Annotated in this window: 30 protein-coding genes, 1 tRNA gene and 1 pseudogene; 23 read left to right on the top strand and 9 right to left on the bottom strand. The window is 51.6% G+C overall.

What is annotated here, in order from left to right:
* Positions 1-389: 389 nt before the first annotated feature.
* Both NWF35_RS13395 and NWF35_RS13400 read right to left on the bottom strand, forming a co-directional pair.
* Positions 390-1,127 (bottom strand): NADPH-dependent oxidoreductase, encoded by a 738-nt coding sequence (locus NWF35_RS13395; protein WP_301239754.1) that lies wholly within the window; start codon positions 1,125-1,127, stop codon positions 390-392.
* 23 nt (positions 1,128-1,150) lie between these two features.
* Positions 1,151-1,663 (bottom strand): type 1 glutamine amidotransferase domain-containing protein, encoded by a 513-nt coding sequence (locus NWF35_RS13400; RefSeq protein ID WP_301239755.1) that lies wholly within the window; start codon positions 1,661-1,663, stop codon positions 1,151-1,153.
* A 193-nt stretch (positions 1,664-1,856) separates the two neighbouring features.
* Here NWF35_RS13400 and NWF35_RS13405 point away from each other — a divergent pair, with 193 nt between their 5' ends.
* The 4 genes from NWF35_RS13405 to thiI all read left to right on the top strand — a co-directional run bounded on the left by NWF35_RS13405 (position 1,857) and on the right by thiI (position 5,983).
* Positions 1,857-2,168, top strand: coding sequence for a winged helix-turn-helix transcriptional regulator (locus NWF35_RS13405; RefSeq protein WP_301239956.1), 312 nt, complete (start codon positions 1,857-1,859; stop codon positions 2,166-2,168).
* A gap of 310 nt (positions 2,169-2,478) precedes the next feature.
* Positions 2,479-3,501, top strand: a complete 1,023-nt coding sequence (locus tag NWF35_RS13410) for a LacI family DNA-binding transcriptional regulator (protein ID WP_301239756.1) — start codon at positions 2,479-2,481, stop codon at positions 3,499-3,501.
* A 117-nt stretch (positions 3,502-3,618) separates the two neighbouring features.
* Positions 3,619-4,770 (top strand): cysteine desulfurase family protein, encoded by a 1,152-nt coding sequence (locus NWF35_RS13415; protein WP_301239957.1) that lies wholly within the window; start codon positions 3,619-3,621, stop codon positions 4,768-4,770.
* Positions 4,771-4,783: 13 nt separating this feature from the next.
* Positions 4,784-5,983: a tRNA uracil 4-sulfurtransferase ThiI gene (gene thiI, locus NWF35_RS13420; RefSeq protein WP_301239758.1), complete on the top strand. Its 1,200-nt coding sequence runs from the start codon at positions 4,784-4,786 to the stop codon at positions 5,981-5,983.
* 208 nt (positions 5,984-6,191) lie between these two features.
* On the opposite strand, the gene NWF35_RS13425 is transcribed toward thiI, so the two are convergent.
* The 3 genes from NWF35_RS13425 to NWF35_RS13435 are packed head-to-tail and all read right to left on the bottom strand — an operon-like array spanning position 6,192 to position 7,177.
* Positions 6,192-6,581, bottom strand: coding sequence for a 2-phosphosulfolactate phosphatase (locus NWF35_RS13425; RefSeq protein ID WP_301239760.1), 390 nt, complete (start codon positions 6,579-6,581; stop codon positions 6,192-6,194).
* Positions 6,569-6,886, bottom strand: a complete 318-nt coding sequence (locus NWF35_RS13430) for a hypothetical protein (RefSeq protein ID WP_301239762.1) — start codon at positions 6,884-6,886, stop codon at positions 6,569-6,571. The genes NWF35_RS13425 and NWF35_RS13430 overlap by 13 nt, the downstream gene beginning before the upstream one ends.
* A gap of 15 nt (positions 6,887-6,901) precedes the next feature.
* On the bottom strand, positions 6,902-7,177 hold the full coding sequence (locus tag NWF35_RS13435; protein WP_301239764.1) for a 4a-hydroxytetrahydrobiopterin dehydratase: 276 nt from the start codon (positions 7,175-7,177) through the stop codon (positions 6,902-6,904).
* A 118-nt stretch (positions 7,178-7,295) separates the two neighbouring features.
* On the opposite strand from NWF35_RS13435, the gene NWF35_RS13440 reads away from it, so the two are divergent.
* The 3 genes from NWF35_RS13440 (at position 7,296) to NWF35_RS13450 (ending at position 9,755) form a co-directional block, all read left to right on the top strand.
* Positions 7,296-7,955 (top strand): TerC family protein, encoded by a 660-nt coding sequence (locus NWF35_RS13440; protein ID WP_301239766.1) that lies wholly within the window; start codon positions 7,296-7,298, stop codon positions 7,953-7,955.
* 112 nt (positions 7,956-8,067) lie between these two features.
* Positions 8,068-8,643, top strand: coding sequence for a YkoP family protein (locus NWF35_RS13445; RefSeq protein WP_301239767.1), 576 nt, complete (start codon positions 8,068-8,070; stop codon positions 8,641-8,643).
* Positions 8,640-9,755 (top strand): MGDG synthase family glycosyltransferase, encoded by a 1,116-nt coding sequence (locus NWF35_RS13450; protein WP_301239768.1) that lies wholly within the window; start codon positions 8,640-8,642, stop codon positions 9,753-9,755. Before NWF35_RS13445 ends, NWF35_RS13450 begins: the two co-directional genes overlap by 4 nt.
* A gap of 55 nt (positions 9,756-9,810) precedes the next feature.
* On the opposite strand, the gene NWF35_RS13455 is transcribed toward NWF35_RS13450, so the two are convergent.
* Positions 9,811-10,644: a metallophosphoesterase gene (locus NWF35_RS13455; protein ID WP_301239769.1), complete on the bottom strand. Its 834-nt coding sequence runs from the start codon at positions 10,642-10,644 to the stop codon at positions 9,811-9,813.
* A gap of 178 nt (positions 10,645-10,822) precedes the next feature.
* A tRNA-Gln gene (locus tag NWF35_RS13460) sits at positions 10,823-10,897 on the bottom strand.
* A gap of 212 nt (positions 10,898-11,109) precedes the next feature.
* Between NWF35_RS13460 and NWF35_RS13470 the strand changes: the two are divergent.
* The 11 genes and pseudogenes from NWF35_RS13470 to NWF35_RS13520 all read left to right on the top strand — a co-directional run bounded on the left by NWF35_RS13470 (position 11,110) and on the right by NWF35_RS13520 (position 17,024).
* Positions 11,110-11,723, top strand: a pseudogene (locus NWF35_RS13470) (GspE/PulE family protein).
* Positions 11,714-12,115 carry a hypothetical protein gene (locus NWF35_RS13475; protein ID WP_301239774.1) on the top strand — a complete coding sequence of 134 codons (402 nt, stop codon included), beginning with the start codon at positions 11,714-11,716 and terminating at the stop codon, positions 12,113-12,115. The pseudogene NWF35_RS13470 and the gene NWF35_RS13475 overlap by 10 nt, the downstream one beginning before the upstream one ends.
* Positions 12,112-12,333 (top strand): type II secretion system protein, encoded by a 222-nt coding sequence (locus tag NWF35_RS13480; protein WP_301239775.1) that lies wholly within the window; start codon positions 12,112-12,114, stop codon positions 12,331-12,333. The genes NWF35_RS13475 and NWF35_RS13480 overlap by 4 nt, the downstream gene beginning before the upstream one ends.
* 319 nt (positions 12,334-12,652) lie before the next feature.
* Positions 12,653-13,081, top strand: a complete 429-nt coding sequence (locus NWF35_RS13485; protein WP_301239776.1) for a hypothetical protein — start codon at positions 12,653-12,655, stop codon at positions 13,079-13,081.
* Between the two features lie 111 nt (positions 13,082-13,192).
* Positions 13,193-13,738, top strand: coding sequence for a shikimate kinase (locus NWF35_RS13490; RefSeq protein ID WP_301239777.1), 546 nt, complete (start codon positions 13,193-13,195; stop codon positions 13,736-13,738).
* 20 nt (positions 13,739-13,758) lie between these two features.
* A complete protein-coding gene (locus NWF35_RS13495; protein WP_301239778.1) occupies positions 13,759-13,944 on the top strand; it encodes a YqzE family protein in 186 nt (61 codons plus the stop codon).
* Positions 13,941-14,099, top strand: a complete 159-nt coding sequence (locus NWF35_RS13500; protein ID WP_301239779.1) for a hypothetical protein — start codon at positions 13,941-13,943, stop codon at positions 14,097-14,099. The genes NWF35_RS13495 and NWF35_RS13500 overlap by 4 nt, the downstream gene beginning before the upstream one ends.
* A gap of 79 nt (positions 14,100-14,178) precedes the next feature.
* On the top strand, positions 14,179-14,427 hold the full coding sequence (locus NWF35_RS13505; RefSeq protein ID WP_301239781.1) for a YkuS family protein: 249 nt from the start codon (positions 14,179-14,181) through the stop codon (positions 14,425-14,427).
* Positions 14,428-14,746: 319 nt separating this feature from the next.
* Positions 14,747-15,841: a flavodoxin-dependent (E)-4-hydroxy-3-methylbut-2-enyl-diphosphate synthase gene (gene ispG / locus NWF35_RS13510; RefSeq protein ID WP_435873899.1), complete on the top strand. Its 1,095-nt coding sequence runs from the start codon at positions 14,747-14,749 to the stop codon at positions 15,839-15,841.
* A gap of 99 nt (positions 15,842-15,940) precedes the next feature.
* A complete protein-coding gene (locus tag NWF35_RS13515) occupies positions 15,941-16,159 on the top strand; it encodes a DUF378 domain-containing protein (RefSeq protein ID WP_301239783.1) in 219 nt (72 codons plus the stop codon).
* A gap of 148 nt (positions 16,160-16,307) precedes the next feature.
* Positions 16,308-17,024, top strand: coding sequence for a gamma-glutamyl-gamma-aminobutyrate hydrolase family protein (locus tag NWF35_RS13520; RefSeq protein WP_301239784.1), 717 nt, complete (start codon positions 16,308-16,310; stop codon positions 17,022-17,024).
* 192 nt (positions 17,025-17,216) lie between these two features.
* Here the strand turns inward: NWF35_RS13520 and NWF35_RS13525 are convergent, their stop codons facing one another.
* Together NWF35_RS13525 and NWF35_RS13530 are read right to left on the bottom strand one after the other, a co-directional pair.
* Positions 17,217-18,245, bottom strand: a complete 1,029-nt coding sequence (locus tag NWF35_RS13525) for a cytochrome d ubiquinol oxidase subunit II (protein WP_301239785.1) — start codon at positions 18,243-18,245, stop codon at positions 17,217-17,219.
* A gap of 18 nt (positions 18,246-18,263) precedes the next feature.
* Positions 18,264-19,592 carry a cytochrome ubiquinol oxidase subunit I gene (locus NWF35_RS13530; RefSeq protein WP_301239787.1) on the bottom strand — a complete coding sequence of 443 codons (1,329 nt, stop codon included), beginning with the start codon at positions 19,590-19,592 and terminating at the stop codon, positions 18,264-18,266.
* 176 nt (positions 19,593-19,768) lie between these two features.
* Between NWF35_RS13530 and NWF35_RS13535 the strand changes: the two genes are divergently transcribed.
* From NWF35_RS13535 to NWF35_RS13555, 5 genes are all read left to right on the top strand, one after another.
* On the top strand, positions 19,769-20,851 hold the full coding sequence (locus NWF35_RS13535) for a VanW family protein (protein ID WP_301239788.1): 1,083 nt from the start codon (positions 19,769-19,771) through the stop codon (positions 20,849-20,851).
* Between the two features lie 536 nt (positions 20,852-21,387).
* Positions 21,388-22,404, top strand: a complete 1,017-nt coding sequence (locus tag NWF35_RS13540) for a 3D domain-containing protein (RefSeq protein ID WP_301239789.1) — start codon at positions 21,388-21,390, stop codon at positions 22,402-22,404.
* Positions 22,405-22,582: 178 nt separating this feature from the next.
* A complete protein-coding gene (locus NWF35_RS13545; protein WP_301239790.1) occupies positions 22,583-24,025 on the top strand; it encodes a YecA family protein in 1,443 nt (480 codons plus the stop codon).
* A 127-nt stretch (positions 24,026-24,152) separates the two neighbouring features.
* Positions 24,153-24,854, top strand: coding sequence for a hypothetical protein (locus NWF35_RS13550; RefSeq protein ID WP_301239791.1), 702 nt, complete (start codon positions 24,153-24,155; stop codon positions 24,852-24,854).
* Positions 24,851-25,687 carry a PHP domain-containing protein gene (locus tag NWF35_RS13555; protein ID WP_301239793.1) on the top strand — a complete coding sequence of 279 codons (837 nt, stop codon included), beginning with the start codon at positions 24,851-24,853 and terminating at the stop codon, positions 25,685-25,687. The genes NWF35_RS13550 and NWF35_RS13555 overlap by 4 nt, the downstream gene beginning before the upstream one ends.
* Positions 25,688-25,726 lie beyond the last annotated feature (39 nt).

Consider the following 25,726-nt stretch of genomic DNA (forward strand, 5'->3'; position numbering starts at 1 on the left):
CCTGTCACCGCAAAGTTGCCGGAAAGCGGGATTTCCCCATTGGAGGAATCCTGTTCTGTTTCCATAGAGGGCGGTAAGGCCATTTCTTCGGGTGAGTCGTTTTCCCGCTCGTTCCTGTTTCGACAAGTTCAAAGGTCGTTCGTGGGAAAACGGCCACCCTTCGCTAATACCAGACACGCCCTATCAAATCAATATATCACAAAAAGCTGGTTTCCATGCAATAAACGATCAACCGGCCCGATGATCGGGCCGGTTGACGTTCCAGGTACAGAGGTGAAGGAGGTGTAACATAAACCGATGCGGCAGGGCATCTTCCCTGAAGGTGACGGCGGGAAATTGCCCTGACATCTTAACAGACGGCGCAATGGGTGAAAAGGTTGCAAAAATGATCAATGATATTTGAATCCCTGCTGGTCCAAAGCTGGACGTACTTTGGGATAATAGATTTTGTTGTAAAAGGAGGAGACGGTTTGTGACCAGTTGCGGTCGCTTCCCCCGCCTGTACGCTGACGCATGTATTCGGCCATCGTTTCGTCGTACTGCCGGATCAAATCCAGCTGATCTCGGTTGTAGGTTTCCTGATGGATGACCGCTTCCCGTGGAAGACGGGGTTTTTGCGCTGAGGGATCGGCAGGGTGGCCAATCACCAGACCGGAGACGGGGAACACGTACTTGGGCAGTTCCAACAATTTGATCACTTCATCCGGATTTCTCCGGATACCGCCGATAGGGACAATCCCCAATCCCATTGATTCAGCCGCCGCGGCCGCATTGGCCAGGGCGATTCCCACATCGGTGGCTCCGACGATAATCGATTCAATGCTGTTTGTGATGGCGAGTTCCTCGCCGTTGATCTCTGCAGCCAGTTTAGCCCGGTAGAAATCAAGGCAGAATACGAGAAATACGGGAGCTTGGTCCACCCACACCTGGTTACCGACAAGCTGGGAGAGTTTCCGTTTCCGCTCCTTGTCCTTGACCACGATTACTGTAACCTGTTGACCGTTGATCGAGTTGGGAGCTGCTTGAATAGCACGGAAAATGTGATTCAGCTGTTCATCGGACACTTCTTGGGAGGTGTAGCTTCGAATCGAACGGTGTTTCGTGAGCGTGCGAATCACGTCGTTCATCTTTCAGACAACCTTCCTGTATCTTATCGACTTGCCAAAACATCGAGCGAGGCTCGGGTGAAAGCGTCCAAATCATCCGGTGTCCGGCTGGTGACCAATCCGCCGTCTACGACCACTTCTTCATCAAATACTTGCGCTCCTGCATTTTTCAAATCAATTTGGATCGAGGTGTAACCGGTCACCCGGCGTCCTTTCAGGACTTCGGCGTTGATCAGCAGTTGCGGGCCATGGCAGATGGCGAAAATCGGTTTTTCGAGGTAGGCGAATTTCCGCGCAAATGCCACGAAACGTTGATCCGCCCGCAGGATATCGGGGGAAAATCCACCCGGGATAAACAATGCGTCGAAGTCTTCCGCTTTCGCATCGTCTACGGAAAGCTCAATCTTCTGTTTACCGCCGTACAAACCTTCGACGGTGCTCCCTGCTTCCGCTCCGACCAAGGTTACCTGGTGGCCAGCTTTTTTGAAGGCTTCCGCCGGCACCTCAAATTCTTTATCGTGGTACATGTTGCCCAAAACCACTGCGATGTTTGCCATGCATGCTCTCCTCCTCGTGCTTTCTTTCTGTTAGACACTTACATGATATACCCATCACAGACTTTTTTAAAGTAGTGATTTTCTCTACACATAATTTCGATTGGGATATATAATTTCCTATAGGAAAGTATTTGGAGGGATCGGGATGGAACAAACCAAGCCAACGGAAAACAAAAACGAAGCGTGTACAGATATGGATGCGGAGTGGATGCAGTGTTCAGTGGAAGAAGTGTTGGATGTGATCGGAGCCAAGTGGTCGTTTATCATTTTGCGCGATTTGATTGAGGGGCCCAAGCGTTTCGGAGAACTGCTGCAATCGCTTAAGGGAGCCAGCCCCAAAACGTTGTCCGTCCGCTTGAAGGAACTGGAACGGCACGGTATCGTCACTCGCACGGTATATCCAGAGATACCGCCCAGAGTGGAATATGCACTGACGGAAAAAGGTTTGGACCTAAAGCCTATTTTCCGGGAAATGAAAAAGTGGGGTTGTAAATGGTTGAAGTGAGTAATTCAACATCCATATGATCATGGGGATAAAATATCGAAGTATGATTTATTTCAACCCGTTTTCTTGATGGTCGCTGTTTTCCCTGTCTGTGCAGGCGGTTGCACAGAATCCCACCCGGTATTGGAGGGAAGCTGGTTCAATCCATTTGTGTCGATCCATGGGTTCACTTCGGAGTTCCAATATTATAGCAGAGGGCAAAGGACAAACTTCACATGAATGAAGATTTCCGAGGAAAATGGTCCCCGATTGTGTATAATGATAACAATGAAAACGATTGCGCAAAAGCTGTAACAAAGGGGATATCGTCATGGCTACCATCAAGGATGTCGCCAAAAAAGCGGGTGTGTCGCCGTCGACGGTTTCACGCGTGATCGCGGGAAGTAACCGGATCAGCCAGGAGACGAAAGAGCGCGTGCGTCGCGCGATGGAACAGTTGGGATACGTGCCCAATGCAATCGCCCGGAGCCTGGCCCGCAGCAACACCCATACGATCGGATTTACGATGTGCCGGCGTGCGGACCAGGTATTTTCCAACCCGTTTTTCCCGGAAGCGATTCGCGGGATGTCCGCAGTGGCACAGGAGAAGGATTACAACATCTTGCTATCGATCAGCCTGACCCCGGAAGAAGAGTTGAAAAAGTGTCTGCAACTGGTACGGGAGCGACGGGTCGACGGGTTGATCCTATCCACTTCACGGGTACGGGACCCGTTGATCGAAGCGTTGGTGAAAGAAGACGCCCCATTTGTCGTGATCGGGCGCAGTGCGGATCAACCTGTCCGATCCGTCAACAACGACAATGTCAAAGCAGGGTATCAAGCAACGTTGCACCTGTTGGATCAAGGATATCGCCATATCGCGTATCTCAGTGGACCACAGGATTTGGTGGTCAGCGTGGATCGTTTGAATGGGTATAAACAAGCGCTGATCGAGCGGGGCATCCCGGTTGTGCCCGAACGGATCGAAGTGGCAGAGATTTCAGAGGAGGGCGGAACCCAGGCGATGTATCATTTACGGGAAAAAGGGGTACTGTTTGATGCCATTGTGGCGGCAGATGATTTGCTCGCACTCGGCGCTCTTCGCTATGCACATGAGCAGGGGGTTCATGTGCCTGATGAGCTGGGCATTGTCGGTTTCAATGACACGCCGATCATGTCATATACCCATCCGCCGTTGACCAGTGTCCGCATCCTTTCCTACCAACTGGGTGTCGAAGCAATGGAATTATTGCTCGAGGGTTTGGAACACCCTGAAAAGGCGCAAACCAAAAAAGAGATCCTGTTGCCGTCGGAACTGATCGTGCGCAAGTCCAGTTGCCCCGATCGTCTGTAAGGTGTAAGCTAATAAAATGACCCATGTGGAAACTAGTTGCGGAGCAACAGGGATATGGTTGTAGTTTCACGGACCCGGTACGGGGGGAATGCGGACGTGAGCGAAAGGATGAATGAGATGGCCTATTTGGACAATAGCGCCACCACCCGGACTGACGATCAAGTGGTGCGGGTGATGGTTGATGTGATGAACAACATATACGGAAACCCTGCTTCGCTTCACGGACTGGGCGCCAAGGCAGAACGGCTCGTCACCCAGGCCCGTGAAGCGACGGCGCGCACACTGGGCGTATCCCCCGGGGAGATCGTGTTTACCTCCGGTGGAACGGAGGGGAATAATACGGCGATCAAAGGTGTAGCTTTCCAATACCGTGATCGGGGGCGCCACCTGATTACCACCCAGGTGGAGCATCCTTCCGTCTACGGTGTGTGCAAACAGCTGGAAGAGTGGGGTTGGCGCGTCACCTATTTGCCGGTGGATGCGTACGGCCGGGTGCGTCCTGCGGACGTAGAGGCGGCCATCACCGACGAAACGGTTCTGGTTACAGTCATGCACGTCAACAACGAAGTGGGTACCATTCAGCCGATCGCTGAGATCGGGAAACTGCTGAAACGTTATCCCAAAGTGTTGTTCCACGTGGATGCGGTGCAGTCGTTCGGCAAAATTGATGTGCGGCCCAAAGAATGGGGTGTGGATCTGATGACCCTATCCGGACACAAGTTTCACGGTCCCAAGGGTGTGGGATGCCTTTATGTCCGGGAGGGGGTATCATTGGCACCGCTTTTGACAGGCGGCGGACAGGAAGGCGGACTTCGTTCCGGGACGCACAATGTCCCTGGTATCGCCGGTTTTGCCAAAGCGGCACTGCTGGCCAAAGAACGGCAACCAGAAGCGGTTCGTCGGTGGGCACGCTGGAAAGCGGACTTGATCGAACAGGTGATGAGCCGGGTGGAAGGTGCCCGGGTCAACGGTGACCCTTCTCCTGAAGGCGGTGCGCCTCATATCGTCAGTTTCTCCTTCCCAGGGCTACGCTCGGAAGTGATCGTGCACGCATTGGAGGAGGAAAATGTGTTCGTTTCCAGCAAATCAGCCTGTTCTTCCAAAGGAGAAAAACCGAGCCGCATCCTGTTGGCGATGGGGCTGGATCCGGCTGCTGCGGTTGGTTCAATCCGCATCAGCATGGGGTATCATACCACAGAAGAAGAAGTGGAACGGTGTGCACAGGCACTGTGTCAAGTGGTTACCCGACTGCAAAAGATCATGACGTGAGGGTGCGACGCATATGGGATATGATGTGATTTTGATTCGATATGGCGAATTGGCGTTGAAAGGAAAGAACCGGTCTGATTTCGAAGACCGCCTTTTGCGGAATATCCGCAACAAGTTGAAAGATTTTCCAGACGTAAAGGTGAAAAAGACGTATGGCCGCATGTTGGTGGAGCTGAACGGACAAGCTCATCCGCCTGTCGTGGAGCGGCTTCAGGAAGTTTTCGGTGTTGTCGGGGTGAGCCCGGCCAAGCGCGTCCCCACAGAGCTTCAGGCGCTCCAACAAGCAGCCGTGGCACTGATCTGCGAGCGGCAAACGCGCCCCGCTACTTTTAAAATTGCCGCCAAGCGAAGCATCAAATCGTTTCCGTACAAATCGATGGAATTGAACCATCTGATCGGTGGTTACGTACTGAAAAATGTAGACGGGATCAAAGTGGACGTCCATCATCCCGAACTCACCGTTCATGTGGAGGTGCGCGCCGAAGCTGCTTATGTATACGGTGATGACATTCCGGGCCCGGGCGGTTTGCCCGTCGGAGCCAGCGGTCGAGTGGCACTGCTCTTGTCAGGTGGGATCGATTCGCCGGTGGCGGGGTATCTGGCATTGAAACGTGGAGCTGAATTGCAGGCGATCCACTTCCATTCCTATCCGTTCACAAGTGAAAGGGCCAAACAAAAGGTGATCGACCTGGCGCAAATTCTGACCCGCTATGGAGGAAAAATCCGTCTGCATGTGGTGCCGTTCACCGAAATTCAGACGCAGATCCGACAAAAATGCGAAGAATCGTATTCGGTGACAGTGATGCGCCGGATGATGTTCCGCATCGCCGAGCGAATCGCTCACAAGGAGAAAGCACTGGCGCTGGTCACGGGTGAAAATCTCGGACAGGTGGCCAGTCAGACGCTGGAGAGCATGTACACGATCAATCACGTGATTCGGATGCCGGTTCTGCGCCCCGTTGTCGGTATGGATAAACAGGAGATCATGAACATCGCCAAACGGATCGGTACCTATGAAACCTCCATTTTGCCTTATGAAGACTGCTGTACCGTTTTTCTCCCCAAATCACCGAAAACCCGTCCCGATTTGAACACGACGGAGCGGATGGAATCCCATCTCGACGTGGATCGGCTGGTGCAGGAAGCGGTGGATGCGACGGAAGTATTGGACCTGTCACCGGACAAACGGGAGGAAGAGTTTACGTTTTTCTGATCCCGGTGTTTGGTCCTAATGAGTGGAACGCGAAAGTCATCTTCCAGGGGAATATTGAACGGAAAGCACACAAATCAGGGACCCGTAATCCCGGCCGAAGCGGCACGCTCCTTTGCGGGAAATCGGGCCCCTTTTTCTATGCATATGAACGAAAAACATCGACAAAATGATCATGATGCAGGATCGGAACAACCTGATAAATATCGACTTAAGAACAATGTCTTACATCGTTTCCAAATCCTCGTGCGCGCAATTCGCGTCCACTGCCACATTCCCAAAGTAATTCTCTTATATTTGATTTGGTATAGTGAAACGCGCCCATACAAACTTGAGCTTCCGGGGATTTATTGCCCTTTAGTTGAGTGAGAATGGCACCCGCCCCTAAATAATCTTCAATTGATGGTCTGAGCCGATTTTCTCCAATTCTGACATCGTTCCATTGTTCACCACATGGAATAACCGTAACGTTTGCTCCCGTTTCCAAGATGAGTCGGTTGGCAACTTTGGCGACTGCCGAGGCATTTAACAAACAGCCGATCAAGAGAGCAGGCACTTTAGATGCGATGGAGGAACAGGCGGCTCCATTTAAGGAGCACAAAACAAATTTTTTTCCCGCATGAACGGGTCAAATGATACAGGAGATAAAGAAGGTTTTCCCAGCCTGGCTGCTTCAGCTCTGCCGAAAATCAGTTCAGCTTTCACTTTGTCTGCAAAAGCCTTGGCTTGATCATTCAGTGGTGGTGGATGTGGGAACATCAGGGCTCCAACGTTTACAGCCGTGACTACTGTTGAAGAAAAACTCAGAACATCAACGATGATTGTAATATCACCGCGTTCGGCAGCATCCCTTGCACCACGAAACCCCCACTCTACTCTACACTCAAAAGGTGATTGGTCAAACACTCAGCAGTCCCCTTGTTACAGCAGCCGCTCAATTCGCTCGATCAATGCTACATCACGTTCTGTCACGCCACCGGCGTCATGTGTGGTGCAAGTGAGGGTGACGGTCCGGTAGCTGATCAGCATGTCCGGATGATGATCGAGGCGCTCGGCTTCTTCGGCTACACGTACGGCAAATTGGACACCCTCCATGTAAGTGGAAAACGAGAACGTTTTGACCAATGCCTCGTTTTCCCAACCCCAACCCGGAAAACGGGTCAGCGCATTCCCGATCTCCTGACGGGACAGCTTCATGATCAGGTTCCCCTTCCTTTTCCTGTTGTAGGGTACAACTACATCTTAGTTTATGATATCGTATGGGGGGAATCTATCAAAGTCTAAACCTTGCAAGACGGGAAGGAATGGAGTCGGATTGGATACACAATTTTTGATTGGATTTATAAATATCATCATCCTCGACTTGGTATTGAGTGGGGACAATGCCGTCGTTATCGGTATGGCGGCAAGAGCGCTCCCTGAACGACAGCGAAAAAAAGCGATCATCTTCGGTACCAGTGCTGCCATTGTGCTTCGCGTCGCTTTGACCGGGATTGCCGCCTATTTATTGAATATCCCGTTGTTGATGTCCATCGGTGGATTGATCTTGCTGTGGATTGCGGTGAAACTGGTCTCCGAAGAGGATGACGAGACGGAAGTCCATGTCGGCCGGGGATTGAAGGAAGCCATCAAAACGATTATCGTCGCCGATGTCGTGATGAGCTTGGATAATGTTCTGGCGGTCGCGGGAGCGTCGCACGGCGATTTTTGGCTGGTGCTGTTCGGCTTGATGTTAAGTATCCCCATCATCATGTGGGGAAGCCGGATCATCGCCGTGATGATGAACAAACTGCCATGGTTGGTATATGTCGGCTCCGCCATTTTGGGATATACCGCCGGACAGTTGATCGTGGAAGATCCCATCATCCATGAACAGTTCATCGAGTCAGTGTCTGCTTTGTCCTGGGCAGTGCCGCTCGCTTTGGCTCTGTTGGTCGTGATTGCCGGTGGCGCGCTCAAACGTGCCGCCAAATGAAAAAAAATGGTTCGCGTTCCGCGACTGCGGAGCGCTTTTTTTGTGTGTGCATGCCGTTTACGTCCCCGATCCATACTAACAGGGCAGAGTTCGAATCGGAGGCGTTGGTGGGATGAGTGGCGGTTTATTGTCGGCTTGGCGTATGTGGGATCAACTGTATTATCACTGTACCCGCTTGCAGTACGTTGACAGGGAAAATCAAAACCTGTTCCGTGTGGTGATCAAACCGTATCATGGACCGACGCTGACGACATCCGACGGGGTGGTTTTACATCGGGGGGACTGGTATGCCAAATTGCATTTGCACAATTGTTTGCTGGCTCACATCTTGCGTCGTTATAGAGGAGACGACGTCCAAATGGCGTTGCGGGTGCTGACCGAAGTACGCCAATCACTCCCCGCATTGGCGCGTTTCGTTGCCGATCATCCGCGATCGGGTCAAATCAGGGTATTGATGGGAACAACATTTTTGCACCGTGGATCGCAACACCTGGGATTTGACGTGACGGATCTGCCCGACACTTGGTATGCCGCTTACAAAACCTGGTTTTTTAAATTCATTTTGTCCAATTGCCATCCCGAAGGATGGAAGCGGCTGAAAACGGGCAATAGCCCCTTGGTCCCCAAACGAGTCTACATTTCCAAAGCGCGCTTGTTTCGGCGTTATCTTGATGGTGAGGAGCCATGACGGACAAAGTGTTGATTTTGACAGAACAGATCGGCGGCAACGGTCATTTCAAAGCGGCGCAGGCGATTCAACAAGGGCTGGCATACGCGGCTCCCCAGCTCCAAACGGAAATCGCCTGCGGTCTGCCGTTGGTCAACCCTTCTCTGGAGCAGATGGTCCGCAAATGTTATCTTCACACCCTGCAGTATGCACCACATCTGTGGGGAGCGGCATACCGAAGAGAAGGGGAACTGAGCCACTGGTTCAAAACGCCGTTGGGGAAAGTGGTGGCCAAGCGGCTCAAAGATTGGGTCGAACAAGTACAACCCCGTGCCGTGGTTTGTACGCATGCGTTATGTTTAAGTGCAATGGGCAGAATCAAGGAAAGAATGAAGCGGCCGTTTGCATTGGGTGCGGCCATCACCGATTTCGATGTTAACGGTTTTTGGGTTGACCCCACTATCGATTTTTATCTTGTGGCCCATGAAAGAGTGGAACAACGCCTGCGTCAGCGTTTTGGCATCTCTCCCAGCCGGATTCATGTCACGGGCATTCCCATCGATCCTGCTTTTTCCGTGCAACAACCGGCCAAGTCCGAGCTTCGGCACATGCTGGGGCTGGATGGGAATCGTCTGACGGTGCTGATCATGGGCGGGGGTGTTGGCTTGGGGCCGATGGAAGCGTGCTTGACATCGTTTTGTCGCGATTGGCCAGAGGTGCAGTTGGTGGTTGTGACGGGAAAAAATGAATCCCTGTTTCGACGGTTGAATAATCGTTTCGGCGATGCGGATCAAGTGCGCGTGTTGGGATATGTGGACCGGATGGCTCAATGGATGAACGCGTCAGACTGGATTGTTTCCAAGCCGGGAGGATTGACCAGTTCCGAAGCGTTGGCCGCCGGGCTACCGCTGATCATTTGCCGTCCGATCCCCGGCCAAGAGGAGCGGAACACTCGTTTTCTGTTGCATCAGCGGGTGGCGGTTCGTCAGGACTCTCCTTCCGCCATTCCCCGACAGATGCAATCCATGCAAACAGATCATACTCAATGGCTGCGAATGCGCGCAAAGGCCCTTCAGCTAGGTAGGCCGGATTCTGCTCTGCGGGCGGCGGATGTGATCCTGAACACATTGTGAAGGAAAAAACCGATCCGAATGTTTCGGATCGGTTAACTGCCAAGTTAAACCACTTTTAACTAGCTGTCGGTGTATTCAAAGTGTGGAATGTAATCTCCGGACGGGAACGCAGGCGGAGATTGAGGGCCGTCTGCCCCAGTCCTTCGCTGATGTAGTATGCACGGTTCTGGTAAAAATGCAGTCCGCGGAAAATGCGAAGGTGCGGAAGTTGTCCCATCTTTTTCAGATGGTACGGTTTGGGCCAGTGAATCTGTCCGCCGTGGAAATGACCGGAAAGCAGATAGTCAAACGGATAATCGGCCATCTCCAGTACAATGTTGGGATCGTGTGTCAACACGAGGTTGATGCCGTCCGGGACATCTTTGTATGCGCGAGCCAAATCACTGCGTCCGGTGTAATGATCATCCACACCGATGATGTTGAGCCGAACACCGTCTTCCAACTGCAGCGTACGGTGTTCGTTCTGCAGTACGGAGCAGCCGCGCTTCTCCATCTCTTTTTTCAACTGAGGCAAAAGTTTTTCGATGCAATAATCATGGTTGCCGAATACTGCGTACATTCCGTAACGAGGTTTCAATGAAGCCAAAACGTCCATATATTCCAGAAAGCGGTCAGTCATCCGCGGAGTGTCCAGGTAGTCACCCGTCAATGCGATCAAGTCGATATTCGTATCCCCGATTTGCGCAAGCAACGCTTGGGGTGAAATCGACAGCTTCTCCATGTGCAAGTCGGTTAAATGAAGAATCATCAATGGAGAAGCGAGAACCGGGCGAGGAATTTTGAGGTTCACATGTTTCACCATCGGTTTATACGTGTTTCGACGAGCGATGATCCATAGCGTGACGATCGCCATCGCCATGGCGCCCCCGATCCATGCGATGATGGACATGTTGGCAATCACCACCTTCTACTTTTCCCGACTCTTTTCTAGCATACTGGCTCTACACTCTCTCGTCTATAGTAAATCAAGGAAAGAAATCGCAAAATCACGGGGTTTCCCCCAACCATTCACCAATCGTCCCAAAAGAAAGCCCCCGAGCGTCTCAGCGTCTCGAGGGCTTTTGTCATGGCTGGGGAGGCAGGAATCGAACCTGCGCATCACGGAGTCAAAGTCCGTTGCCTTACCGCTTGGCTACTCCCCATCACATTCATATTGAGAATCAGAAGGTCACTCTTCACTAGCTACAGATATATTGCCACAGTGAAGGTATTTTTATACAGCAATAATTGTCGTAAAAAAGAGGAAAATGATGAAATTTGTAGAATAGAAGGGGGTGTCTGGGTATAAAAGGTGAGGTGGTGGGAGATGGATATTCCGGCTTCGATTGCGAAATTGCTGGAGCGGGCGATTGACATGCGCGCCAGTGATATTCATGTGGAGCCACAGGGGGACGGTTTGCGCATCCGGTTTCGGATCGACGGTTTATTGACAGTGGTTGACCGTATTCTGTCCGAGTGGGTGTTGCGATACGTGTCCCGCTTGAAAGGATCGGGGAGAAACGCCTACCACAGGATGGGGCGATGACGATCCGGCATCGGGGTGAAAAGGTGGATGTGAGCATATCCACGATGCCGACCGTGCACGGGGAAAAGGTGGTACTCCGCTTGTTGCGTGATCGTCCGGACGGATGGCTGTTGGCTGAATTGGGAATGGACGAGCCGGAGCTGTCTCGGGTGTCGCGTTTGATTGCCAGACCGCATGGATTGATCGTGGTCACCGGTCCGACCGGATCAGGGAAGACGACGACGCTGTATGCGATGTTGCGCGAGTTGAACCGCCCCAAGACCAATATCGTGACATTGGAAGACCCGGTGGAGTTTCAGATGGCGGGGGTAAACCAGATTCAGATTCACCCGAAAGCGGGCTTCACCTTCGCTGCGGGTTTGCGCGCCGTACTCCGCCAAGATCCCAACGTGATCATGGTGGGTGAAATACGGGACAAGGGACTTTATTGGAGATGGCATTGACCCTGGCATGCATCGGGATGTTGGCCGCGTTGGCCATTCCGGCCGCGGCGCAAATCGGGGAACGGGTGGATCGGGAGATGACTTTGTCCCGTCTGCAATCGGATTTGCGTATGTCACAGCGGTGGGCGGTGAGCCGCGAACGGGAGGTGGTTGTACAGTTGATGAAAGATGGCCGGCATTATCGGATTCGCTCCGGTTCCAACGTATGGCGGACAGGTGAGGTACCGCGGAGATACCGACTGGTCAGCAATTATCCGTGCGGGATTTTGGTATTCCGTCGAAGCGGGCAGGTGCGGGGCGGAACAATTCACCTGTTGGAGGGGAACACGGTCCGGGGGATGGTGATCGTTCAGGTGGCATCGGAGCGTGTCTGCGTGGAGACGGCGCCGTGAAGACATTTGGGAGTGAACGTGGTTTCACGTTGGCGGAAGTGTTGACGGCACTGATGATCCTCAGTCTGTTGGCTGTCACGGCCATTCCGGCATTTGCAGAGTTGCGCATCCGACATCAGGCACAGGATCAGCGTTTTGAAGCCGTTCTGTTGATACAGGAACAAATGGAACGCCTCCAACGGGAACGGGTCGTGCCGCCGTTCAACAAGAAGATGTAGATCAGCCGTGCCAAGACGATGTTTCGGGTCACTCTCCGTAAAAGGTTGATTTATTCCCGTTTGCTGGAGTCGGAAGTGGTGATACGATGGCGGGAGGATCTGTCAGGGTTCGTAGCGGAACGGAAGGTGCGTTATGGTTGGATCGCCCCGACGGGAGCATCGTGTGTTACCAGTTAAAAAACGGCGGTGATTCGGGATGTTCGTCATCCCGGTGATCGTTTCTTTTCCGGGACTACTGTGATGTTGCACGAAGTGTATTTCCTTTCTTTCGTTCAGGTAGAGGATGGAGTGAAGGTAGAGGTGGGATTGCAAAACTGGTATGCCGACCTGGAAGTGTTTACGTTTATCCGATGTCGCGCACCTGCAGACAGGCCGTAGTCGGCATAACGGCTTCGCGTTGCCGATGGTATTGGCCGTTACAATGATGCTCTTTTTGTTGCTGACCGCTGCTGTGAGCAGTTTTGCCGACAACAGGGATGATACGATGTGGCAGTGGGAAATGACACAGGCGCAATATGCGGCGGAAACAGGGATTACCCGGATTCAGTTGATGCTGGCCGAACGGCGAACCGTTCGAGGGACTCTTTCTTTCACCTGGGATGGGACGAAAGTGCGGGTCCGGGCCCAACCGGGCCCGACTGGGTATTGGAATGTGACTGCCGTTGGAGAGCGGAGATACGGGATCGTACAAACCGTCCGCGCTGTGCTGGAAAACCGGAGATGGACCATCGTCCGATGGGAACGATAACCCAACGTCGTTGACACGCTGATGCGGAACCCATTCGACAGACGTCAGAGCAATCAAGTAATATAGTGAGTGATACATGCAGATGCAGCATCAAAGGAGAACACAGAGCAAATGAAACAGCACCTGATTTTGATCGGCATGATGGGGACCGGCAAAACATCGGTGGGACGGGCGCTGTCTGAACGCCTGGGACTTCCGATGACGGATACCGACCGTATGATCGAGCAAACCACGGGACAAACCATCACCCAATTGTTTAAGGAACAGGGTGAGCAGGGCTTTCGTGATATCGAAACACAAGTGTTGTCTCAAGTGTTGGCGGAGGCCCCCCGAGTGATCGCCACGGGAGGGGGCATCGTTCTCCGAGATGAAAACGTCGAACGGATGAAGCAGCGCGGTTGGGTGGTTTGCCTACAAGCCTCAGCGGAAGAGATTTGCCAACGGTTGGCAGGTGATACCAATCGGCCGTTGTTGCATGGAGATCTGAAACAGCGTGTCCGACAATTGATGCAGGAGCGGGCGGGTAAATACGATTTTGCCGACTGGAAAGTGGAGACCACGGGCCGAACCGCATCTGAAGTGGCGGAGGAAATTGAACAGTGGTGGCGTAGGGAGATGGACGTCGCGTTTAAACATGCCCCCTTGCGGTCATCCTAAGACCGTAGGGGGTGTTGTTTTTGTCTTCCAAAGATTTGGTACGCATGATGTTGGAACGGATGATCTGGTATGTGGAAACCCCGAGGCAGGAACGCAAACAATTGCAGAAAAAGAAGGAACCGTGGACGGTGCGATGGTTCGGCATGCTTCCCATCTCGTTGAGCATGATGATGAACAAAGGAAAGGAACGGATCAGGAGATCATGAACACGTATGATCAAAGCAAGAAAGGGTACCGATTGGTCAACCTGGAAGATCGTCCGGATGTGATGCGGATGATCTCACAGGCGGAGCAAGAGTTACACCGCTTACTGCAGCAAGACGTCGCGTTGGTCGCCTACGTTCGTCAGGCTGATTCGTAATAATCGCAGCACCATAAATTTGACCGCATATCCCGGGACCGTATGTGAAAACCTATGGTCCATGAAGGAGGTGTCCGTCATGGCGAAACGCATCGCTGTGGAAGATCATTTGAAACACGTACAGGAATTTTTGCGAGACAATGGTTATGAAGTCGTTCCTTTGAACGCGTCGACCCAGCTTGACACTTGCGATTGCTGTGTGATTTCAGGTGTGGACAAAGATGTGATGGGCATGCAAAACATTGATACGGGCGCACCGGTGATCAGTGTCAAGGGGCAGACGGTGGAAGAAGTATACCGCGCAGTCCAGGAACGTGTGGGAATTTGATCACCTGATCATCAGGATGTTTGACAAACGGTGTGAAACGCGGTAGACCTCACGATAGGGCGGCCCGTTTTCCATGAACGACCTTGGAGCTGATGTGAAACCGTGAGGGAAACAGGCTAGCTAACCTCGGACAAAAGGGATTGATGAGACGCACCCAAGCGTCTGTTTGCAAACTTGATGAGCTGTTTACGGGGAGCCAAAAGGCTCCCTTTTCGTCAGCTTGAAATATGGTATACTCATATAGGTGGAATGTAGGACTCATCCATGATTTTCCTAATGCCACCATTTGACGGATCGATACAAAGGAGCGATCAGATCCATGTTCCATCGAACGGAAACCAGACCGGTTAAAGTTGGGAACATCCAAATCGGCGGGAATGATCAAGTGGTCATTCAAAGCATGACCACCACCAAAACGCATGATGTCAAAGCAACAGTGGAGGAAATCAATCGACTGGCGGAAGCGGGTTGCCAGATTGTCCGTGTTGCAGTGCCTGATATGCGGGCTGCGGAAGCCATTCCGTTGATCAAAAAAGAAGTAAACGTACCATTGGTGGCTGACATTCATTTCGATTACAAATTGGCGTTGAAAGCGATCGAAGGCGGTATCGACAAGATCCGGATCAACCCCGGTAATATCGGTCGACGCGAAAAAGTGGAAGCGGTGGTCAAGGCTGCAAAAGAACGGGGCATTCCCATCCGCATCGGGGTTAACGCCGGTTCATTGGAAAAACGGATCTTGGAGAAATACGGCTATCCGACTGCAGAGGGAATGGTCGAAAGCGCCCTCTACCATATTGGCATTTTGGAAGAGCTCGATTTCCACGACATCGTCGTATCGCTCAAAGCGTCCGATGTGCGTCTCGCGATCGAGGCCTACAAAAAAGCGGCTGAAACGTTCCGTTATCCGCTCCATCTCGGCATTACCGAATCGGGAACCTTGTTCTCGGGCACAGTGAAAAGCGCCGCCGGCCTGGGAGCGCTGTTGGCGATGGGGATCGGTTCCACCATTCGGATTTCCTTGAGCGCTGATCCGGTGGAAGAAGTGAAAGTGGCCCGGGAATTGCTGAAGGCTTTCGGATTGGCCGCCAATGCCGCTACGTTAATCTCCTGTCCCACTTGTGGGCGCATTGAGATTGATTTGATCAGTATCGCCAATGAGATTGAGGAATACATCTCCAAAATTCAAGCGCCGATCAAGGTATCCGTCTTGGGTTGCGCGGTCAACGGTCCAGGGGAAGCCAAAGAAGCCGACATTGGCATCGCCGGTGCACGCGGAGAGGGATTGTTGTTCCGACATGGAAAGATCATCCGCAAAATCCCGGAAGAGAAAATGGTGGAGGAACTGAAGAAAGAGATTGATAAGCTGGCGGAAGAATATCGCCGTAAACAACAAGCGGAACAAGGTGCTTGAGAATTCATCTCTACAAACTCCGGAATCCCGGAGTTTTTTTGTTATACATCCCCACAAATATTGAAATACTGAAGCTGAATTGCAGAAAGGAGGATCATGATGGGCCGTTTGGCTTTCATATTGGTGATTGTCGGTGCTTTGAACTGGTTGCTGATCGGACTGTTTCAATGGGATTTGGTATCCGCCATCTTTGGAGGAGACGCCACGCGCGATTCATCGATCATCAGTCGGATCATTTATAGCCTCGTGGGGGTGGCGGGAATTTACTCCATCAAATACTTGTTTGAAGATCGGGCACCCACCCGCCAAGCAGAATAAATGGGAGTCTCAACACCGGATACACCGGTGTTGTTTTTTGTTTGAATCGGCCATTCCCGCAGTACAGTTGCTGTCTGCAGATGCGTATATTGAAACAGCGATTGAATGAGTGATACCGGATTGAATCAAAAGGGGAGGGGGCAGAAATATGAGGCCGTTGATCGGGTTGACGATGTCCCTGAGGGAAGAACGGGTGCAGACGTTGTCACGCGATTACAGCGATGCGGTCCGTAGCGCAGGAGGAATACCGGTGGCGATTCCGTTCTGTGAAGATCCGGAGGTCGTAACTGAGATGGCTCATCGCTTAGACGGCGTGGTGTTGACCGGCGGAGGGGATATCGATCCGTCATTGTTCGGGGAAGAACCGTTACCCGGCTTGGGAGAGATTGTGCCGGAACGGGATCGCATGGAGACGGCTCTGATCCGTCTTTTCTTGGAATGGGACAAACCGCTTCTGGCCATCTGCAGGGGATGTCAAGTATTGAACATCGCTGTGGGTGGCGACATGTATCAAGATTTGTACACTCAACGCGAGGGTCTACTACAGCATCGTCAGCGATCACCCCGTTACCATGCCACGCATGCGATTCAGCTCGTGGAAGGCACCTTGCTGCATCGTTTGGCCAAGGAAAATACTGTCCGGGTTAACAGCTTTCATCATCAAGCCGTTCGCAGAGTCCTCTCTCCGCTGCGGGTTGCCGCACGGACGGGCGATGGTGTGATCGAGGCAATCGAAAGTGCGCGACACCGGTTTGTCGTGGGCGTACAGTGGCATCCCGAATGCATGGCAGAGACGGACGCTTTTTCCCGAAGATTGTTTGAAGCATTGGTGGAAACGGCTGGACGTCGCTCAGGACGGATTTGAAAGGGTGCTGTGATGTCCGAGGGAGAATGAAACCAGAGGAGGACAAAGTCCGACAGAAAAGCCAGGAATTAAATGGGCCATTTTCCCACGAGCGACCTTAGAGCAACAGGAGCGAGAAGGAAAACAGTGCACCCGAAATCACGAATGGCTACCTAGACCACGACCACTTTGTCAGTAGTCCCAGCCCCCACTTTAAGAGCGGGGGCCTCCTTTTTCACCGCGAACGTATTTTGCATTGAACAGAAACAAGCGCAACAAGAGATACAATGACGGAATGAGCAAAAACAGGCCAGCAATAAACGCGGTCACCAACGCCACTCCCATCGTGGAGTTGGTCAATGCGGAGTGAATCGTCACATACGGATACAACAGGTATGGCAGGTGGGAGATACCGTAACCGTAGAACGCGAATGCAAACTGAAGCATGACGAGGATGAACGCCCATCCCAGCGCTTTACGCTTCCAGATCAGGGTGACCGCTCCAAGGAAGCAAAGCAGGGATAAGGCAAACATCCACCACAGCTCCAACGTTTTGGCGAAATGCTGAGGATTGTGCTGAGATAATCCGACAAAGACGAGGAAACTGGCCAGAATCGTCGGTCCGCTCCAAGCGAGTGCATATTTACGCAACAGCTCCATGGCGGGACGGTCTTCTGCACGGTGTGCATAAAACGTAAGGAAACTGGCGCTGATGTAAAGTACACTGACCAAGGCGAGGAAGACGACCGACCAGGAATACGGGCTGGTCAACAGCCGATCCGGTAAAAAGATGACATCATCGCCTTCTTTGCGGATGAATCCCCCTTCGGATATGGTCAGCACCGTAGACAGAGAGGCAGGGATAAACAGTCCGGTTGCGCCGTACAGAAACAAATACAACCGGCTTTTCCGCGCGCCATAATTGGCAAAGGCGTAAAACGAACCACGGATCGCTAGCAACAAAAGGGCGATTCCGCCGGGGAGCAACAAGGTGGTTCCGTAGTAATACGCCGTTTCAGGAAAAAAACCGACTAATCCGACGAAAAAGAACACCAGAAACACGTTGGTAACTTCCCACACAGGGGATAAATATCGGTCGATGATCTGGTTGATGATGTGTTCCTGTTTGGTTACCGCACTGTAATAGGAAAAAAATCCGGCTCCAAAGTCGATGGACGCCACGATCAAATAGCCGTACAAAAAGGTCCACAGCACCGTGATCCCGATCCATTCCAAATGCACGGTCATTCACCCCCCTTTCTATAGAATGATGTTGCGGTCAGCCAGTTCCGATTCCGGTGTTTTGTTTCGAAACAGACGGCTCAATACGGTCACAGCGATGATGCCCAGGGCTACGTAGAGGAAAGTGAAGATCAAAAACACCGGCAGTGTGTGCTCCGATGTGGTCACGCCTTCTTTTACCGTCATTATCCCACGGATCATCCATGGTTGTCGCCCAACTTCCGCGTAGATCCAACCCAATTCGATGGCGAGGAAGGATAAGGGACCACCGGCGAGTATGCCGCGCATCACCCATGGGTGCCATTCATTCCATCCTTTTTTTGCCCAGAGGAAGAGGAATACAGCTGAGATGAAAATCAGGTAGAAACCGATCGCTACCATCATGTCAAACAGGTAATGTACATACAGCGGCGGCCAGAGGTGTCGTGGAATATCGTTCAGCCCGATCACTTCCGCAGAAGGGCTCCCCTTTGCCAAAATGCTCAGAGCCGACGGAATCTCAATCCCGTATCGGACTTCCAATGTTTTTGGGTTCAGAATGCCGCCTACAATAAGCGGTGCATGTGGTTGTGTTTCAAAATGCCATTCGGCGGCAGCCAGTTTTTCCGGTTGATGTTTAGCCAAGAATTTTCCGGACAGGTCCCCGGCGATCAAGGTGGCGATGGCGAGGATAAATCCGGAGACCATCGTCAATCGGAGTGCTTTTTGAAAATAAATGTGTTGACGTCCCTTCAAAATGGAATAAGCAGCGATGGAAGCCAGCAGAAACGCTCCTGTCAGGTAAGCGGAAGACAGCACGTGTGCCACTTTGGTCGGTGTTGCTGGATTCAACATGGCTTCCAACGGACGGATATTGGTCAACGTACCATTTTTAATCGTAAAGCCTGTCGGTGTATTCATCCAAGCATTCACTGTCGTGATAAATACAGCCGACATGGTTGAACCAATGATGATCGGGATCGATGTCAGCCAGTGATAGATCGGTTTGCGGAAACGGTCCCAAGTGTAAAGGTAAATGCCGAGAAAGATCGCTTCAAAGAAAAACGCGAACGTCTCCATAAACAGGGGCAAACTGATGGTATTGCCGGCCACTTGCATGAACCGGGGCCACAAGAGACTGAGCATCAAGCCGATGCACGTACCCGTCACAACCCCGACGGCGACGGTGATCACAAACCCGCGTGTCCATCTGCGGGCCATCAGGATGTAGTGGGGATCTTTCCGGTAAATCCCCCATCCTTCCGCGATGGAGATAAAAATGGGCAAGCCGACACCGATGGTTGCCCAAATGATGTGAAAACCCAGCGTTTCAGCCGTCAACAGCCGACTGATCGTCAATCCGTCCACGCGGTTTCCCTCCTTTATGATCTCTGTATTATCATACCCTTCTTTTCCTATACTCAGGTGGATGTCACCAAATCGAAACAACGAATGGCGGAATTGTCACAGATGATTGGTGATTATTTCTTCAAGTATCCTCCAGTGAATGATGCACACTAAAAGACGAAGAGAGGGGGATCACCATGAAACGAGCGGTGATGATCACGGTGGTGCTGCTGTTGGTGTATGGCTGTGGCATCGCCCAGGAACCTCTGAAGTCGGGCCAGTCACATCCAAAAGCGGCCCCCACACCGCAAATGTTCATTTTGGAAACGGATGGACAACGATGGTCCGTGGATCTGCGTAGGTTTGGATATGATGGTATCGATCCGACGACGTTGAACCGAGGAGAGTTCCATAAGTGGTTAAAACAGGTTGAGGAACGTGTATACCAAGCACCGCGAAACGCCTGTTTTGTCGACCGAACCATTCAGCCTCACCGGAACGGTCGTAAACTGGATCAACAGAAAATTGACGACTGGCTTGACAATATTCATGAATACGTCAACCGACCTCAGCCTATACCGTACCGAACGCTGTTTCCATCCATCACCACGGAAATATTGGAACAGATCAAAGAAAAACGAATCGGACGTTATTCCACCTTGTACAATCCGAATCATGCCAATCGCTCACACAACATTTGGTTGTCAGCCAAAGCCATCGACTATCATGTGGTGGATGTGGGGGAAGTGTTTTCCTTCAACCAAGCGGTCGGACCACGTACGGAAGCCCGTGGCTTCAAACCGGCGCCGATCATTGTGCGTGGTGAGTACACAGAAGGCATCGGTGGAGGCATTTGTCAAACGTCCAGTACCTTGTTCAACGCTGTCGACCAAGCGGGTTTGCGTATCATCCAGCGAGTGAGTCACAGTAAAGAGGTAACTTATGTCCCGATCGGCCGCGATGCAACCGTCTCGTGGGGTGGACCCGATTTCCGGTTTCAAAATCAGTTGAATCAACCGGTACTGATTGTGACGAATGCCCGGTACGGCAGGTTAACCGTGTCGATTTACGGACCGGAAGAAATACGGAACAAGCCGCACCCGGTACCCGAAGCGCCACGGCAGGTACCGGAATCGGAAAAAGTGCCGCCGACCCAGCCGCAACCGTTGGAAAAGAAATCGGAGTATGAAGAATCGCCGATTCCGCCGGCGCAGCTTCCTCGCTCTTATGGCGAAGGGGCGGAAAGTAGCTCGCGTGGAAATGCCACTGTGGCTGACTAGGGTGTGTCTGGTCATTTCCTTAAAGAGGTATTGTTTCCCAGGTGAGCGAAGAACTAAGCCCGGCTGAACGAAGACCCGGAAAGCGCAGGAATGGGATCGACTGCCCGCGTCCTGGGCTCCGGGGTGGAGCGGTCATGAGTTGAATGCAGGTGGAGAGAGCCGGGAAAGCAATGTGTACACGATAACCAGCACAAACTAATGAATCAGGTTCAGGGGCCATGTTTTCAGCGCCTCCGGGAACGAGGTGTGCTTCTTGTAGGCGCGGTTAGAACGAGCTGGGAAAAGTTAACCAGACTCGTCCTGATAAGAGGAAAATGAAGCATCCGCTGTGTAGAAATCCCGCTCAGTATGGGCGGGATTTTTGTTTCCGATTTTTCATCAGGAGTATTTTGAAGGATAAGTGAGAGATCCTAGTTTTTCGGTAGCATCAGTAAGGAGATGGAAAATCACGGGGAAAATTTTCATGGCTGGACATCTGTCGTATCTGCTATAATAGTAAACGTGTTTTTGGGTACTTTCAGTAAAGGAGGCGTTGGATGAAAAAAATCCTTCTGATCGGAATCGGGATTGTGTCCATCCTGCTCCTTTCCGGAACACTGGTTTATGCGATGCAAGAAGATGTAACCATCACCTTCAGCGATAAAGATCACCCCTTGGTCACCAGTGTGATGGGGGGCACATTGGAAGAAGCATTGGAAAATGAAGGGTATGACATCCAAAAACTGAAAAAGAAATATATTCCCAGTATTCCGTGGAACCAGACACTGACCGACAATGCAAAAGTCCAACTGCTGTGCCAATGCAAGGTTCAGTTGGAGGTCGGAGGCCAAAACTCGGGAACCTATACGACGAAGCAACCCACGGTAGGGCAGTTTTTGGCGGAGCGCCATATTCAGCTGAATCGTTGGGATCAGGTGAACGCCCCGCTGAATGCCAAAATCACCGACAACATGTTGCTGGTCGTAGACCGGATTGAAAAACGGATCAAAAAGAAAGTGGAACTCACGCCGTATAAGACGGTGAAAAAAGAAGACCCCAAATTGCAAAAAGGCAAAGAGCAAGTCCTTAAAAAAGGCGTCAACGGAAAAAGGATTTACGAAGTGGCACTGATCTACAAAAACGGCAAACCTTTGGTAACGGATGAACGCTTAATCGAAGAAATTCTTCCAGTACATATGCTTGTCGCCGTCGGGACTGGAACAGAGATACCGGAAGAACAAAAACAGGACACGCAAGTGGCCGAAGAACACGGTTCTTCCAAAATTGCCGGTATGGAGTATACAAAGACGATGGACGTGGAAGCGACAGGATACACTTCTACCGGCAACGCCAAAACTGCGACCGGGACCACCCCTCATCACGGAACGATCGCGGTTGACCCGGATGTGATTCCACTGGGAACCAAAATGTATATCCCAGGTTACGGTGTGGGTGTGGCTGAAGATACTGGTGGCGCAGTCAAAGGGAATATCATCGATCTGTATTTCGATTCGGAGCAGGATGCAATCCAATGGGGTCGTCGGAATGTGACGATTTACATTCTAAAAGATTAGACGTAGGAACCTGCAGCAAAGTTGCTGCAGGTTTTCTTTTTCTGGAGAACATTGTCGAGAGTGGACTGCAATGCTTCCCTGTAACGTCATTTCATGGATTTTTTTGCAATTTTCTTTTGTCTCTTGTACCCATTTCCGATATACTGAGTGTAAGGAATATCCTTTTGGAGTGTGAACTATGATTGGTCGAAATGATCCATGCCCCTGCGGTAGTGGAAAAAAATACAAAAAATGTTGCGAACGTGTCGTGGCCATTCAGGCGGCCGAACAACTTCGTGAAAAGCGGGAAATCCAGGTCAAAAACGAGATCCTTAAGGATCTCACGGAATGGTTTCGACGACACGTTTCGAGGGAAGAAGAGAAAAAATGGGAGGAACGCTTTAAAGAGATTCTGCGTTTTCCATCCAACAAACCTCTCCCTTCGCATTTCACTCATGCTTATCGATTTTGGTTGATGCTGGACGCACCGTGTGTCGACGGGCGTCGGCCGATTGATGTATGGAGAGAGACGACGAATCTGCAAGCGGATCGGTTGGAGGTGGCCGATCAGTTGCGGGATGTTCATCTCGGATGCTACGAGGTGTGTCACACCGGAGATCGGGAAGTGTTGCTCCGACCGATTCTTGGTGAGGAAACGTACGTTACCAAGGTATTTGAACCTTTACATAAAGGTGATGTGTTGATCGGACGTCTCTCTCGATTGGGAAATCGCTACGAATTGTTTGGCCCCTACACCGCGTTTACACAACAGATGAGAGGGGAGATCTTGATGCATCTGGAGGAACAAGTGCCCCGGAATCCGGCAGGAGAGCGGGAGTTCTGGCGGCAAAACGGGTTGCATGTGTTGGGTTGGGCCATGCATCGTGCCAAAGAATGGGACCAGCTCTCCACCGCACAGGCCTCTCGGGAAGAAGTGGCTCCAACTGCTGAAGTCCGTGCCCTGCCTTCTCTGCCGTCGTTGAAAGAAGAAGAAAAAGGGCTTCCGGATTTGGTCACCCAGCAATTGGAGCTGTTTTTTATGAATGCGGTCTCTGAATACCAACCGCGTACACAGAAGTTGTTTACACGCTCATTGGAGTACTTGGTGGAATACATTTCCCTGTATTTTGGGAAATCGTTTACTTGGTCCCGATTCAATGAAGATGTGCTCGCCCATTTTTGCGGTGTTTGGTATGTCGACCGTGTTGGCGGCAATGCGGTGAAAGCCAAGATTTTTCTCAACACGATCAAACATCTCTTCCGCTGGTTGGATGGCGAAGGGATCGAAACCGTGTATGCCGCTTACCGTAAAGTGTATCCTTCCTTGATCCAGTCATTGCCCTTGGCGTTTGAGGTGAGAAAATGGCTAGTGCAACATGGGGTTCAAGAACGAACAGTCGAAGAAACGACGATGACAGGTACCTATTTGTTGGCCGTTCCGCCGTCCGGCCCTGTGCTGTTAGTGGGGAAAAAGTGGTTGCCGCTCAATTTGCGGGGCTTTCCGCCGAACTGGTCGGAATACCGGTTTTGGTTGAAAGGAACGGTCGCAAGCGACGGATCACTTCATCGCGTGGAAGCGGTGTATCCGGTGTTGTTGGACGATTGGGATCAATCGTTGGGCCAAACGATGGAAGAAAGGTGAAAAAGCGGCCAAGGGGAACGGGCCGCTTTTTTTATTGTGCACCCGTCATACGATGGTAAATGAACAATCGATTTCGTCCTATGTGGGCGTAAAGTAGGGTATGATGAAAAGAGGAGGGGATCGGTTTTTGTCTAAAGAGGAACACCATGTTGATTTTTTGCGGTGGAGAAGAGTCCGCCAGCGGCAAAAAGAAAGACAGTTTTACCGGCTGTTGGACGATGTGCTGACATTTGCGGAAAAGCGAACGCTGATGCGTGAAAAAGTGCGTGCCCGCCATATCTTTCAACAACTAACCGGTCAGAAACCGGATCAGCCGGGAGCATTGTCCGGATTGGCTGAACAGGTATTTCGTATCTGGTATGCCTTGGATTATATAAATATCCGACATCGGCGACTGATTCAAGAGTTTCTCGACGCCGGCGGTGAAACATGGTTGGACAAAAAAAGCCGATTGATCTGGGCGAGTACACTGATCGCTTCTTTTTACTCTATTTTTTTCTTGACACGTTCAGGTGAAGACTGGATTCTGAAAGAAATGGCATCGGATTTACCACCGTTGACTGCCGATCCTCGTTATTGGCCGACAGAAGGATGGCAGGAAGGGGCATCTGTAATGGCCCGACCGGTCAAAGTGGGAGTCCATTATTTGCCCATCGGACCAATACGGATGATGTCGCCAGAAGAGACGGACGATGTGCGACGTTGGCTGGAACGGGTTTACGCCACAAAGAAATTAGATCAACCCCATTTGCCATGGCGCGTGTTCATGCAACGCCATGGTTTGGGTTGGTTAAGTCAATTGGAATCGGGAGGAAGTGTTGAATCATGAGTGCGGATTTACATATACATACGACAGCATCGGACGGGCTTTTTTCCCCGGAAGAGGTTGTACGGATGGCCAAAGATAAGGGACTTCGGGCAATTGCAATTACGGATCACGATACCGTAGGCGGAGTGGCTCAAGCTGCGGCCGCGGCGGCCCATCTGGGTATAGAACTGGTGCCCGGAATCGAGATCAGCACGTTGGCCGACGGGCAGGACGTTCATGTGTTGGGGTATTTTGTGGATACGAAGCAGGAATGGTTTTTGAAGAGGTTGCAATCCCTTCGAAACACCCGGGAAGAGCGCAACCGCAAAATCATTGAGAAGTTGAACGAATTGGGCATTGCGATCACGTGGGAAGAGGTGCAGACCAAAAAGCGAGGCGCCTCACCCGAGAAGAATATCGGCCGTCCTCATATAGCCGAATTATTGGTGGACAAGGGGATCGTTCGCTCGATGGATGAGGCGTTTGAACGTTATCTGGGTAAAGATGGAGCGGCCTACGTCACCACGAGACGGATCACCCCGTTTGAAGCGATCGACTTGATCAAGGAAGCTGGAGGTGTTCCCGTACTCGCTCACCCTGGATTGTATGAGAACGATGAGTTGGTGGAGGAGATCATCGCCCACGGCTTGGTGGGATTGGAAGTGTACCATCCCGATCATGATGAGGAGCGCACCGAACGGTACCGGGAGATGGCCGAACGGCACGGGTTGATTGTTACCGCCGGATCCGATTTTCATGGTGAACGGCACGGTTCGATGTTTCATGCACCGATCGGCACGAAGACGGTGGTCTATAAACAGGTGGAACGGCTCAAATCGGCCGCAAGAAAGTAAAAATGAGTGCGGATGACCCGCATTCTTCCATAACCCCTG

The sequence above is a fragment of the Polycladomyces subterraneus genome (genome assembly GCF_030433435.1).
GTDB lineage: Bacteria > Bacillota > Bacilli > Thermoactinomycetales > JIR-001 > Polycladomyces > Polycladomyces subterraneus.